The sequence below is a fragment of the Rahnella rivi genome, assembly GCF_019049655.1.
Taxonomy (GTDB): domain Bacteria; phylum Pseudomonadota; class Gammaproteobacteria; order Enterobacterales; family Enterobacteriaceae; genus Rahnella; species Rahnella rivi.
Genome location: NZ_JAFMOX010000067.1, coordinates 137,647 through 150,972, shown reverse-complemented (window position 1 = coordinate 150,972; position 13,326 = coordinate 137,647). Strand labels below are relative to the sequence as shown.

General features: G+C 53.1%; 14 protein-coding genes and 1 riboswitch. Of the genes, 6 read left to right on the top strand and 8 right to left on the bottom strand.

The window, feature by feature from the left end; genetic code table 11:
- Positions 1-9: 9 nt before the first annotated feature.
- The 3 genes from J1779_RS23800 to J1779_RS23790 all read right to left on the bottom strand — a co-directional run bounded on the left by J1779_RS23800 (position 10) and on the right by J1779_RS23790 (position 2,965).
- Entirely contained in the window at positions 10-666 is a 657-nt protein-coding gene (locus J1779_RS23800; protein WP_217204942.1) for a TetR/AcrR family transcriptional regulator, read from the bottom strand.
- 422 nt (positions 667-1,088) lie between these two features.
- Positions 1,089-1,472, bottom strand: a complete 384-nt coding sequence (gene crcB, locus J1779_RS23795; protein ID WP_136376269.1) for a fluoride efflux transporter CrcB — start codon at positions 1,470-1,472, stop codon at positions 1,089-1,091.
- Positions 1,473-1,536: 64 nt separating this feature from the next.
- A riboswitch (Fluoride riboswitch) is annotated at positions 1,537-1,599 on the bottom strand.
- Positions 1,600-1,621: 22 nt separating this feature from the next.
- Positions 1,622-2,965 (bottom strand): aminotransferase class I/II-fold pyridoxal phosphate-dependent enzyme, encoded by a 1,344-nt coding sequence (locus J1779_RS23790; protein WP_122095889.1) that lies wholly within the window; start codon positions 2,963-2,965, stop codon positions 1,622-1,624.
- Positions 2,966-3,196: 231 nt separating this feature from the next.
- Between J1779_RS23790 and J1779_RS23785 the strand changes: the two genes are divergently transcribed.
- The 6 genes from J1779_RS23785 (at position 3,197) to tatA (ending at position 8,291) form a co-directional block, all read left to right on the top strand.
- Positions 3,197-4,156: a substrate-binding domain-containing protein gene (locus tag J1779_RS23785; RefSeq protein WP_338019879.1), complete on the top strand. Its 960-nt coding sequence runs from the start codon at positions 3,197-3,199 to the stop codon at positions 4,154-4,156.
- A gap of 17 nt (positions 4,157-4,173) precedes the next feature.
- Positions 4,174-4,968, top strand: coding sequence for a deaminated glutathione amidase (locus J1779_RS23780; RefSeq protein ID WP_056771460.1), 795 nt, complete (start codon positions 4,174-4,176; stop codon positions 4,966-4,968).
- Positions 4,969-5,161: 193 nt separating this feature from the next.
- On the top strand, positions 5,162-6,070 hold the full coding sequence (locus J1779_RS23775; protein WP_056771463.1) for an ABC transporter substrate-binding protein: 909 nt from the start codon (positions 5,162-5,164) through the stop codon (positions 6,068-6,070).
- Positions 6,067-7,050, top strand: coding sequence for an amino acid ABC transporter permease (locus J1779_RS23770; protein ID WP_217204940.1), 984 nt, complete (start codon positions 6,067-6,069; stop codon positions 7,048-7,050). Before J1779_RS23775 ends, J1779_RS23770 begins: the two co-directional genes overlap by 4 nt.
- Positions 7,047-7,844 carry an amino acid ABC transporter ATP-binding protein gene (locus tag J1779_RS23765; RefSeq protein WP_238485285.1) on the top strand — a complete coding sequence of 266 codons (798 nt, stop codon included), beginning with the start codon at positions 7,047-7,049 and terminating at the stop codon, positions 7,842-7,844. The genes J1779_RS23770 and J1779_RS23765 overlap by 4 nt, the downstream gene beginning before the upstream one ends.
- Positions 7,845-8,084: 240 nt before the next feature.
- Complete coding sequence (gene tatA / locus J1779_RS23760) at positions 8,085-8,291, top strand: Sec-independent protein translocase subunit TatA (protein ID WP_056771468.1); 207 nt, start codon at positions 8,085-8,087, stop codon at positions 8,289-8,291.
- A gap of 131 nt (positions 8,292-8,422) precedes the next feature.
- Here tatA and lipA read toward each other — a convergent pair whose 3' ends face one another.
- The 5 genes from lipA to dacA form a co-directional block, all read right to left on the bottom strand.
- Entirely contained in the window at positions 8,423-9,388 is a 966-nt protein-coding gene (gene lipA, locus J1779_RS23755) for a lipoyl synthase (protein WP_056771471.1), read from the bottom strand.
- A 360-nt stretch (positions 9,389-9,748) separates the two neighbouring features.
- Positions 9,749-10,687, bottom strand: a complete 939-nt coding sequence (locus J1779_RS23750) for a YbeF family transcriptional regulator (protein ID WP_056771474.1) — start codon at positions 10,685-10,687, stop codon at positions 9,749-9,751.
- A gap of 168 nt (positions 10,688-10,855) precedes the next feature.
- Positions 10,856-11,554, bottom strand: coding sequence for a lipoyl(octanoyl) transferase LipB (gene lipB, locus J1779_RS23745; RefSeq protein WP_217204939.1), 699 nt, complete (start codon positions 11,552-11,554; stop codon positions 10,856-10,858).
- Positions 11,555-11,611: 57 nt separating this feature from the next.
- Positions 11,612-11,875, bottom strand: a complete 264-nt coding sequence (gene ybeD / locus J1779_RS23740; protein ID WP_056771481.1) for a DUF493 family protein YbeD — start codon at positions 11,873-11,875, stop codon at positions 11,612-11,614.
- 125 nt (positions 11,876-12,000) lie between these two features.
- Positions 12,001-13,209 (bottom strand): D-alanyl-D-alanine carboxypeptidase DacA, encoded by a 1,209-nt coding sequence (gene dacA, locus J1779_RS23735; protein WP_056771485.1) that lies wholly within the window; start codon positions 13,207-13,209, stop codon positions 12,001-12,003.
- Between the last annotated feature and the right edge of the window lie 117 nt (positions 13,210-13,326).

The window sequence follows — 13,326 nt, the reverse complement described above, 5'->3', positions numbered from 1 at the left end:
GGTGAAGAGTTATTCCGGTTTGGGGGAGAGAAAATCCGTGTTGAACAGATCCTGAAAGTAGCGATGGTATAAGGCTTCCAGGCGCTCTGCATCAGCGTGAGCGGTAGTCAGGCGGCGGAATGCGGTGCCTTCGCAAATGACCGCCAGGCTTTCCACTTTCGCGGTCATTTCGGCATCTGAAAACTGCGGGAAACTTTTACTTAAGAAGGATTTTGCTTCATTGAACAGTTGTTTTTCTGAGTCACGCCAGATCTTCTCCACCACCGGATTGCGGGTCGCTTCGGCAGCGACTTCGAGCATCAGGGCGTGATCTATTTCGGCCTGTTCTTTTTGTTCCATGCAAATGTCTTCTTTGAACGGCGAGCTCAGATTGCCGATGCGCCGGTGCGCCAGATTGTGCGCTACCTGCTGTAAATTATGGGCATTACCGGTGATCAGCTGGATTTTATTCGTCACCATCCGGCGAACAATTTCTTCGATGATGGCGTCTTTATTGGCGAAGTAGCGGTAAATCTGTCCCACGCTGAGCTGTGACGTTTTGGCGATTTCAGCCATACCGGCACCGTGAAAACCATGTTTGCGAAAACACAGGCGGGCGGCGGCGATGATCTGGTCACGTCGGGCGTTGATGCGCGCGTCTTTAGTGCAGGTTTGTGGGGCAAGCATGGATGTCCTGGCGGGTCGCCGTTAATGAATGTGAACGATCATTCTCAATTATAGGCAATAAGGTCCGGCAGGTAAATATTTGTATGATGAAGACGGCAAAACGGCGCATTCCAGAGAAATGCGCCGTCAGCGAAAAGAGGGGTATCACAACCTGCAGGCGGTGTGATTAAGCGAAGTACGCCTGGAAAAAAGCGGCGACGGTCAGGACGCAAAGGGCCACAACCAGATATTCGGATGACGTTTTTGGAGCGGAGAACATGGCATACCTCATGTTTACATGAATGAACCGGAATTGATGCTGGCCATTATCGCGGCAGAACATGAAGGAAACATTAAGACAAAGGAGAGGAAGCGGAACGCAGGTCACAAAATGAAGCCACGGCGGCGTCTCAGAGCAGAAAAGAGATCGCCGCCGGGGTGAGTCAGTGCGCGCTGTACCAACTGACCAGTGCAAACGCCAGCAGGGTCATGGCGAGTGAACCGGCGAGATTGAGCGCCATATTGAGTAAGGCTGCGCCAAAACGACCGTCCTGCAACATGTACACCACTTCGAGCGAGAAGGTGGAAAACGTGGTTAATCCGCCGCAAAAGCCGGTGGTGATCAGCATTTTCCATACCGGATCAAGATGCGTCATCCGGCTGAAAATGGCGATACACAGCCCGATGATAAATGCGCCGACCAGATTGACCGTCAGTGTGCCGGCCGGCAGCACCGGTGTCATTCCGTTCATTTTCAGGCTGACATACCAACGGACAACGCTGCCAATACCGCCGCCAATAAAAACTGCAAGTAAGGTGCTGAACATAGAAAACCTTATAAACAGAGAAAAAACAGAAAGGTCCGGGCGCGATGCTACGAACCTCTCGCGAGATTGCGTAGACATCATCAGCCGGTAAAGGCGGTTTGGGAGGAATGTCATCTCCATACAGCAGGGGCTGATTTTAGCGTAAAACGTCAGCCCATCGCCAGCACAATGGCATCGGCAATCAGATCGACTTTATCTGCATGAATCTGGCTGGTGCTGATGCGGATAAACTGCCCCGGTCCGATGCGGCAGCGCTCGCCCGGCAACACGGCGATACCGCGTGCGGCCAGCGTCACCAGCGCGAACTGCTCTGACGGCACCGGGATCCACATCGCCAGCCCGTCGCGCTCAGGGATGTTCACACCGCGGATGCGCAGGGCATCTGACATTGCCTTGCGCCGTGCGGCATAAATCGCTTTGGCATGCGTAATCCCTTCCTGAGTGTTTTGATCCTTAATCAACCATGCCAGCGCTTGTTGCAAAATGCGGCTCGACCAGCCTGCGCCAAAGTTGCGGAAAGATTTGATTTGTTTGACGAGATCTTCAGAACCGGAAAGCACGGCCAGCCGTAAATCCGGGCCATAGGCTTTTGAATAGGAGCGCACGTGTACGGTGCGCTCCGGCAGGACGCTGCCCATGCTGACCGGCGGATAAGCGGAGAGCTGTCCGATACCATCGTCTTCGATAATCAGCGCATTGCTCCCGGCGAGAATGGCCGCCAGCGCCGCAAAACGTTCTGCATCAGGTGCATGGCCGCAATGGGAATGAGTGCGGGGCTGGAAAATAAATGCCGACGGGTTTTTGGCCAGCGCGTGACTCAGTGATTCGGGGATCGGGCCGAATTCATCACATTTCACCGGCACCACCTGCGCGCCGAGATTATCCAGCATATCCAGCAATCGCGTGGCCGTCGGGTCTTCAATCGCGACCACTGAGCCCTGCATCAGTAAGGTTTGCAGTGCCAGATTCATCGCATCGAACCCGCCGTCAGCCGCCATAAACGCCGGTGCGTCATACGGCCAGTCAGGTTTCACCGCCTCCAGTAAAGCCGGGGCAATGGCTTCGCGCTGATAGCTGTTGAGGTTATCGGCGCTGACCCCTTGCTGCATGGCTTCATGCAGATCTGGCAACAGCGCGGGATCGGGCGAAGACAGCGCCAGATCGGCGATGATGTGCTCGCCAAAGTTACCGATTTTTTCAAAACGGGCAGGGCGCGGTGAAAGCATGTCGCCGCAAACCCAGACGCCATTTCTGCCGCGTCCGGCAATGACTTTTTGCCGACGCAGCTGGCCCCAGGCGGCGGAAACCGTGGCCGGGCTGACGCCTAACGCCTGCGCCAGCTCACGAACGGCAGGCAGATGGGTACCAATTTCGATCACGCCCGAGCGGATCAGCGCCGCCGTTTCAATCGCGATACCCCGCATTGAACGGTCCTGCAATTGTATTGCTAACCATTCTGCGTCCAGCGTTTTTTCCGGGGAGTTTTCAGCCATTTTTTTGCCTTTTGTTCAGTAACAAAGATTCTATTGTACATATTAATTTATGCCATTAGTATCAAACTTAGCCAACGGAGGCGATAAAATAATCATGCTGTCGTGAACATCATCTCCTTCGTAAAAGAATCTAATGCGTTTGTGGACGAGTTTGTGAACGAATGATGAACAAACTGCGCAGCGCAGCATTGTCTTTCTGCATATCAAATGCTGACACTTAAGGGGATAGATGTGACGATTACCATCAGGCTGGCCGTTCGTGACTGGGATTATTTTACGCCACTGGCGTTGGGCGATCTTAAACCTGAAGGGTTTACCCTCGAGATTGATCGTGTGGGTACGCTGGTCGATAACCTGGCGACCAGCGAGAAGTACGACGCCGGTGAAGTCTCTTTCAGCCGCTATGCCCAGGGCCGCGCCCGTGGTGAAACCGATCTGCTGGCCATACCGCACTTCCTGATGCGCGGTTTTCGTCAGCGCTGCATTATCACCCGCGAAGACAGTCCGCTGACCGAGCTGTCGCAACTGGCGGGTAAACGCATCGGCCTTACCGGCTGGCAGGATTCAGGCAATACCTGGACCCGTACGCTGCTGGCGCTGGAAGGCGTGGGTATCGAAGACGCTAACTGGTACGTGGGCCGTCTGACGCAGGCGCACCCGATTGTTGATCGCCTGGCGGGTTTTGGCCGAGAAGGGCGCATCGAAGCGGTTCCGGGCGAACGTCCTATGATGGAACTGTTGCAGGAAGGCTGGCTGGACGCGATCTTCACGCCATTTATGCCTGACGGCTTCTTTAAACCGGATTCCGGTTTCCGTCAGTTCCAGCCGGATTTCCGCGCGGCTGAACTGGCCTATTTTAACCGCGTGGGTTACATCCCCGGTATTCACTTACTGGCGATCAAACCGGCGCTGGCTGAAGCTCACCCCTGGCTGCCGCAGGCGTTAAGCGACATTATCGATCAGTCTTATGAACTCTGGATGGATAAGCGCGCGAAATACGCCGATACCACACCGTGGTTGCTGGATGATTTACGCCGCACAGTGGTCGATTTGCCTGCGAACTGGAATGCAAACGGTTTCGCCGCCAACGAAAAAATGATCGACGATTTTGCTTATGAATTACATGCCCAGGGGCTGACCGCTCAGCGCCTGACGCCGGCAGATTTGTTCCCGCAATTTGCCAACCGTTAATGGCCGGAGAAATTACGATGAAAGTTGCATTAGGTCAGTTTGCCGTTTCCCGCGAGTGGGAAGCTAACGTAGAAACCTGCCTTTCGCTGATGGCGAAATCCCTGGAAGCAGGTGCAGATTTGCTGGTGCTGCCGGAAGGTATTCTGGCGCGCGATATCACTGATCCGGATTTAGTTCTCAAAGCTGCACAACCGCTGGACGGCCCGTTTGTCAGTCAGTTGCTGGCCGCCAGTCGTGGCAATCAGATGACCACCATGATGAGCGTGCATACACCTGCGCCAGACAATCGTGCCTATAACGTGCTGATTTCTATCCGCAATGGTGAAATTATTTCGCAATACCGCAAGCTGCATTTGTATGACGCTTTCTCGTCTCAGGAATCCAAAAATGTTACCGCGGGCGATGATGTGCCGCCGCTGGTTGAGGTGGCCGGGTTTAACATTGGCCTGATGACCTGTTACGACGTGCGTTTCCCGGAGCTGGCGCGCCGTCTGGTGCTGGATGGCGCAGACGTGCTGGTGCTGCCTGCTGCCTGGGTAAAAGGTCCGCTGAAAGAAATGCATTGGGACATGCTGGTCTCGGTTCGCGCGCTGGAAAATACCAGTTACATGGTGGCAGTGGGTGAATGTGGCGAGCGTAATATCGGCAACAGTATGGTGGTGGATCCGCTGGGCGTGGCGATTGCCCGCGCCGCCGAAGCGCCCGCCCTGATATTTGCCGAGCTGGACAAAGCACGTCTGGCACATGCCCGAAAAGTGTTGCCGGTGCTGGCAAACCGTCGTTTTGGTTTGCCGCAGCTGCACAACGACTGAGCCTGATCCGGCCGCTCCTCAACGGCTGATATTCAGTGCTCAAGGCAGTAACGCGAGCGCCTCACCAGGGAACTCGTTGTAAAGAAAGACCCCAAAAATATCACTCAAAAGAAGTTCGCCACGGAAGGCTCCAATTATAAATACACAACATTCATAAACTCACAGACTGATTTTTTACACAGAGGAATAAGAGATGATGGCAAAACAATTACGTCAGGCCGCGGTGCTGACTGCTGCTTTACTTTCCGTGTCTTCCTTAAATGCTTTTGCTGCTGAAAGTGTTGCGATCCCGGCTCAGACGATGGACCCGGCGATCCACGCCAAATTACCTGCGGACATTCAGAAGTCGGGTGTGATGACCTCTGTGAATAATGGCTCTTTCCCTCCTTATGAAATCGTGACCGGCAGCAACGGCCTCGACGGCGCGAGTGCCGATTTGTCCCATGCGCTGGGAGAAGTGCTGGGTGTAAAAATTGAACATGCCTCGGTGACCGGTTTGTCCGGGATCCTCAGCGGTATGGCCGCTGGCCGCTACCAGATGGGCATCGGCCCGATTGGCGATTATCCTGACCGTCAGGCTAAGAATGATTTCGTCGATTTCGTCAAAGAGTTCGTTGTGTTTGGTGTGCGTAAAGGCAACCCGGAAAAGATCAATGCTCTCGGCGATACCTGCGGCAAACGCATTGCCGTGATGGCGGGGGGGTCAGCGGAACAGGTTATCCGCAAGCAGTCTGAGGTGTGCGTGAAAGACGGCAAACCTGCCGTGACCGTGCAATCTTTCAGCGATCAGCCAACCTCCATTCTGGCGGTGCGTTCCAACCGCTCTGACGCATTCTTCTCTTCTCAGGCGCCGCTGACCTATTTTGTTGAGAAAGCCAATGGCCAGCTGGAACTGACCGGTACCGGCCAGCCGAATGGTTTCGGTGATATTTTCCAGGGCACGGTGGTGCCGAAAGACTCAGCGGTGCGGGATGCGATTCTCGCCGGTTATCAGAAGCTGTTTGATAACGGTACCTATGCCATCATCATGAAAAAATGGGGTCTGGAAGGCAACATGATCCAGGCACCGGGCATCAATCTGGCAAAGGCACAACCTAAATGACCGATAAAACGTATAGTTTAAAGCCGGCAGTCAAGGACGACTATACGCAGGATCCACGTCGTAACGTTGAGTTCTCCCATGCGCCACGCAGCGTTGGCCGCTGGGTGGCATGGATTGTGGTGCTGCTGATCGCCGCGGATGTTCTCTGGGGCATCTCGCAGAATAAAAACTTTGAATGGCACGTTGTTGCCCAATGGTTCACGGAAGGTACGGTGATTAAAGGTCTGGGCGTCACGCTCGGCCTGACCGTCGTTTCAATGGTGCTCGGTGTGTTCATTGGTCTGATGCTGGCGATAGCGCGTTTGTCGAACAGCTTATTGCTGCGGCAGCTGGCGGGGCTTTATATCTGGTTCTTCCGGGGTACGCCGCTGCTGGTTCAGCTGTTGTTCTGGTACAACATGTCGACGTTGTTCCCGCGCGTGGTGTTGGGCATTCCGTTTGGCCCTGAATACATGAGCTGGAATACCAATGATTTGATCACACCGCTGACGGCCGCCATTGCGGGGCTGGCGCTGAATGAGGCCGCGTACATGGCAGAAATCATTCGCGCCGGTTTGCTGTCAGTCGATAACGGTCAGGCTGAAACGGCCCAGGCATTTGGCATGAGTCGTGGTCGTGCGCTGCGCCGGATCATTATTCCTCAGGCCATGCGCTCGATCATTCCGCCTACCGGTAACCAGCTGATCAGTATGATCAAAGCGACGTCGCTGGTCAGCGTCATTGCCATGGGTGACCTGTTATATTCGGTGCAAACCGTTTACAACCGGACCTTCGAAGTGGTGCCGATGCTGATGGTTGCGGTGATCTGGTATCTGTTCATCACGTCGTTGCTTAATCTCGGACAGTCCGCCATCGAGCGTTACTACTCCCGTGGCACGCGCCGCACGTTGCCCAGCGTGAAGCGCCGTCAACATGCTGCGGAAGATAAAGCCGCGCCGATTATGAATTCACCGGGCATGGCCCGAAAGGAGGACTTATGAGTCATTTACCCTCCGACATCGGGTCATCCGAACCGGCGTCACTGGTGGTTGCCCGTAACGTGCATAAAAGTTACGGCGACAATGAAGTGCTGAAAGGCATAGATCTGGATGTGAAACCCAGCGAAGTTGTGGTCATCCTCGGGCCTTCGGGCTCGGGTAAATCGACATTTCTGCGCTGTATCAATCATCTGGAAGATATCGATCGCGGTTCAATCATGGTGGGCGGCGAGCAAATCGGGTATGAGCTGCGTGGCGAGCGGCTGCATAAATTGTCTGAACGGGCGATTGCACGCCAGCGCCGGGATATCGGTATGGTGTTCCAGCAATTCAATCTTTATCCGCACATGACCGTGCTGCAAAATATTATCGAAGCCCCGGTTGGCGTGCATAAAGAGTCGCGGCAGGAGGCGGAAAAATATGCCCGCGAGCTGCTGGAAAAGGTCGGTCTGAGCGATAAAGCCGATGCTTATCCGCGCCATCTCTCTGGCGGACAGCAACAGCGTGTGGCGATTGCCCGCGCGCTGGCGGTGAAACCTAAACTGATGCTGTTCGATGAGCCGACCTCGGCGCTCGACCCGGAACTGGTGGGCGAAGTGCTGTCAACCATGCGGGATCTGGCGAAGCAGGGCTTAACGATGATTGTTGTGACGCATGAAATTGGTTTTGCGAAAGAGGCGGCGGACCGCGTGGTGTTTATGGATCGCGGTGTTGTGGTCGAACAGGGAACGGCGGGCGAGGTGCTGGTTAATCCACAGCATCCTCGCACGCAGGCCTTCTTAAGCCGCTTTATCTGACGGGCAGCGGTGCAACAAAATCCGGGTCAACATCAAGTTTGCAGCGTATTTCCTCCGCCCGATGGCAGAAGTGCTTTATGAGCAGGCAGTTCTCGCTCATAATCGCCGTCGCTGGTCATAATGCGCACAATACTGGATCCGTTCTGTTACATTTTCGGTTTGTATTAGCGTCGTGAATGGCCGTTAATAATGACAGGTTGTTACCGCTGTTTTCTGGCACTCAGTGTAAAGAAGGTATGTATGGAAGGTCTAAGTATTACTAAATTGTTAGTGGTCGGCGTGCTGATCGTTCTGTTGTTCGGTACCAGCAAGTTGCGCTCTCTGGGCGGTGACCTGGGTGCTGCACTGCGTGGCTTTAAGAAAGCGATGAATGATGATGCTACCCCGGCACCTGCGACAGCTGAAAAAACGGCTGAAGAAGAAAAGCGCGTAGAGCATAAAGACTGAGTATTCCGTACTGAAGTCTCTGGTGTGGCGGCCAAAATAAAAAAGGTTGTTCTCGCGAACAACCTTTTTTGCATTCAGGCATAAAGAAGTAACAAAATATTAAGCGCTGAAGGTGACTTCAGCGCCTCAGATTATTTAACTTCCATCCCTTTCGCTTGCAGATCGGCGTGATAAGACGAACGCACGAACGGACCGCAGGCCGCGTGAGTGAAGCCCATTTCCATCGCGGCTTCTTTCATCTGATCGAACTCTTCCGGGCTCACGTAACGTTGCACTGGCAGGTGGTGACGGCTTGGCTGAAGGTACTGGCCGAGCGTCAGCATGGTCACCCCGTGACGGCGCAGATCGCGCATCACTTCGATAATTTCTTCGTTAGTTTCACCCAGACCCACCATCAGGCCTGACTTTGTAGGCACTTCCGGATGCGCTTCTTTGAAACGTTGCAGCAGGGTCAGCGACCACTCGTAGTTTGCCCCCGGACGCACCTGGCGGTAAACGCGCGGAACGTTTTCCAGGTTGTGGTTGAAGACGTCTGGCGGTGTCTCATTGAGAATGTCCAGCGCGCGATCCATACGGCCACGGAAATCAGGCACCAGAGTTTCGATTTTAATCGTCGGGTTTTTGAGACGAATGGCGGCAATACAATCGGCAAAGTGCTGAGCACCGCCGTCGCGCAGATCGTCACGATCAACCGAGGTGATCACCACATAACGCAGGCCCATATCCGCAATGGTCTGTGCCAGTTTTTCAGGCTCGTTAGTGTCTGGCGCGGTCGGGCGTCCATGGGCCACGTCGCAGAACGGGCAGCGGCGCGTACAAATGGCGCCGAGGATCATAAAGGTCGCGGTACCGTGGTTGAAGCATTCTGACAGATTCGGGCAGGCCGCTTCCTCACAAACGGAGTGCAGGCCGTTCTTGCGCAGTGCCGCTTTGATGCCCTGAATTTTGGATGAGTCGGCAGGCAATTTGATTTTCATCCATGCCGGCTTACGTAACATTTCCTGCCGGTCGCTGACCACGGTTTTCACCGGGATTAACGCCATCTTATCTGCATCGCGGTATTTAACGCCGCGTTCCATCTGAATCGGTTTACTCATAGTCTTGCAGCTTCCAGGTTTGTCTCTCGTAACTCGAGATTTTTCAGGACATTCAATGAACTGGCTGATTCATCAAAAAAAGTAGAAATAATGCGGAAATTATATCATTGAAGCATCACTTCGTTCAGCCCTTCGTCATGACATGAAGTGCTAAATGCTGCAAATATTTAACCTGAGTCACACCCTGAGGAGATAATCGCGGGTTATGCATTATCATAATCAACTGAAAATAAAAGGTATTTATCAGGTGTGGCGGGCGAGGCAGGAGGGTGTTAATGGTGTGTAAATTTTTAACTGCCCGTGAAAATTTACAAGAGGAAAACCGGTATTTCCCCGGGCGTCGGCTTTATCTTTCAGACGTTACGAACGAGAACGCTTTTCCTGCCCGGCGAACGCAACATCAATAGCATCGATAATCATGCTCAAGGTTTTGTCGCTCTTGGCGGTTTTGTTGTAATACATGATCACGCTGTATGACAGTGTGGGAATTTCGCAGCTCAGTTTTTGCACTTTGAACGTGGGGGCGAACATATCCACCATCTTTTCCGGCAAAATGCCCAGCAGATCAGTATTGGCAACCATTGAGAGAATATTGATCGCGTTATAGCTGGTGAACACAATCGGGCGATCGGGCAAGGATTCACTGAGCTCAAACTGCATTCTTCTCAGGTCGCTGGCATTGGTCATGATCGTCGTTTGCGGCATGGTCAGCGCCTGTTCAGTCGTCAGCGTTTTGCTCACGGTCGGATGGTTCTCGCGGCACACAAATACGGTGTGATCCGACATCAGCGTGCAGCCCCTGAGCGATTTGTTGAACAACGGGCTGGTGTCGATCACTAAATCGGCACGGTGCTGGATCAGCGTATCTTCAGGATCACTGAGCGGAAGGTGCTTCAGGGTGTAGTTACAGTTTATTTTCTCAAGTTCTTTGAGGATCAGCGGGAAAGTAATCAGCGCAATGTAGGGGAAACAACTTACTGTCAGTACGCGAGATTTATCATTATCGTGCGTGAAGTCCAGCCCGGTGAGAATGGCGCTGAGTCCCTGACTGATGTGTTTATGCAAGTTAGTGGCATAGGCTGTCGGGCTGATGCCCTGGCCGTTGCGAATAAACAAAGGATCAGGGAAGGTATTGCGTAGCTTTTGAATAGACTGGCTGACCGATGACGGAGTCAGGTTCAGCGCTTTTGCTGCATGAACAATGCCTTTGTGCAGATACACCGCTTCAAAAACTGTCAGCAGGTTGAGATCCAAATTGCGGAGCTTATTCAGGCTGGCACTAATATCTTTATCATCCATAAAACATTCCTGACAGTGTTGAAGACTGTCCCGGCGTGCGGGTGGCCGGGGGTGCGCTTATCCGTAAGCGATCAGATGCTTTGCGATACTTAACCCGGTGATACTAAACCAAATCTCGCCGTAAAACTCGTTATTAGTCGTTTTGCCTGCCTGATACACAATCCGGCATCACAGGGTGGGGGAGGAATATGACTCCGGCCGCCATGGAAGATCATCAACCTGCAGATAATTAAGTTGATGATTAAAGGACTTTACCAGTACAGGCATGACGTCATCAACCGTCAGCCCCGGCTTCTCAAGACTGGCCTGCGTCATTTCCAGCCCGGCGTAACCGCAAGGGTTGATACGATGGAAAGGTTCCAGATCCATATCAATGTTCAGCGCCAGACCATGCAGTGAGCATCCTTTGCGAATGCGCAGCCCGAGAGAGCAGATTTTTTTGCCATCGACGTAGACACCCGGCGCATCGGCACGCGGATAGGCATCAATGGAAAAATGCGCCAGCGTATCGACAACGGTCTGTTCGATGGCGGTAACTAGCTGGCGTACGCCGAGCTTTTTCCGCTTCAAATCTACCATGACGTACATCACCTGCTGGCCGGGGCCGTGGTAGGTCACCTGGCCGCCGCGATCGCTCTGGACAACAGGAATATCACCCGGCATCAGCACGTGTTCTGCTTTGCCCGCCTGACCCTGAGTAAAGACGCGGTGATGCTGAACCAGCCAGATCTCATCAAAAGAGTCGGCTGTACGGTGTTCAGTGAAATGATGCATAGCCAGTGAAACCGGTTCATAAGGCTGCAGGCCAAGCTGGCGCAGTACGATACGTTCTTGCGGATTTTGTGATTGCACGGCGGTTATCGTCATCAGAAGGGAGAAAACCGCGCGAGAGAGTCGCTCAGGCGCGGATCATTCAGAAAGGGCTTACAGCACCATGCGGACAATTTCGATATTACCCAGCTCATCGTACAGGGTTTCGACCTGATCGATGTGCGTGGCAGTGATCGTAATAGAAACGGAGTGGAAATTCCCTTTGCTGCTCGGTTTTACCTGAGGATTGTAATCGCCAGGCGCATGGCGTTGCACGACTTCAACAACCTGGTCCACCAGCTCGGGTTGTGCCAGGCCCATTACTTTGTAGGTAAAGGTGCAAGGGAATTCGAGCAGTTCGTTCAGTTTGGTTTTCATGTGCACTCCAGCGTGTTGTACCGCGTATTAAGTATTGTCTCTGAAAGTATAACTCCCGCCGGAGCGGGAGCTAATATCTATACCCACTATATGGGTACTGTTGCAAACTATTTCAAGCAGGCAAATTAACCAAACCAGTGATGGAACATCAGTTTGATGTAATCCACGATACGCCCGAAGAAACCGCCTTCTTTCACTTCGTTCATGACAACCAGAGGGCGCTCATCAATGGTTTTGCCATCAAGCTGGAAGTTGATCGAGCCGACCACCTGATTTTTCTGCAATGGTGCGTGCAGTTCTGGCGTATTGATGACGTAACTGGCTTTCAAATCTTTCATACGACCGCGAGGGATGGTCAGGTAAGCATCTTTTTCCACGCCCAGCGCCACACGATCGGTATCACCAAACCAGACGGGTTCAGATGCGAACTCTTTGCCTGCTTTGAGCGGAGAAACGGTTTCGAAGAAACGGAAGCCCCAGGTCAGCAGCTTTTTGCTTTCAACTTCACGCCCTTTGTAGGTGTGACCACCCATCACCGCTGAGATCAGACGCATCTGGCCTTCAGTCGCTGAAGCCACCAGGTTATAACCTGCAGATTCGGTATGACCGGTTTTGATGCCATCCACGTTCAGGCTGTTATCCCACAGTAAACCGTTACGGTTCATCTGGCGGATATTGTTGAAGGTGAATTCTTTCTCTTTGTAGGTGGCGTACTCTTCCGGCACATCGCGGATCAGTGCCTGGCCGATTAACGCCATATCACGCGCCGAGCTGTACTGGCCTTCCGCATCCAGACCATGAACTGTACCGAAGTGGGTATTTTTCAGGCCGAGCGCGTTGACGTAGTTATTCATCATGGCAACGAAGGCGTCCTGACTGCCGGCGACATGGTCAGCCATCGCCACGCAGGCATCATTACCTGATTGTAAAATAATGCCACGGTTCAGTTCTGAAACCGGCACGCGATCGCCAGGTTTGAGGAACATCAGGGAAGAACCTTTGAAGACCGGGTTGCCGGTTGCCCAGGCATCCTGGCCGACGGTGACGATATCGGTCGGGCTGATTTTACCTGCTTTGATGGACTGACCGATCACGTAGCTGGTCATCATTTTAGTCAGGCTGGCCGGGTCACGACGGGCATCGGCATTCATTTCTGCCAACACTTTGCCGGAGTTGTAGTCGATCAGGACATAGGCTTCTGCATCAATTTGCGGAACGCCAGGGATCATTGTTTTTAAATTAACATCGTCGGCATAAGCGGACGCTGCACTGAAGGAGATGACGGTGCCAAATGCGAGGCTTTTGACGAGACGTGAAGTGTTTACAAGTTTCATGATCGGGACAACAACATCCGTAGGAGTAGGTGATAAACGTGCGTCACTATAGCAGAAGAGTCAGACGTCAGACATCTGCGATTACCGGCGCTTACTGATTTTTACTTATGAAACAGG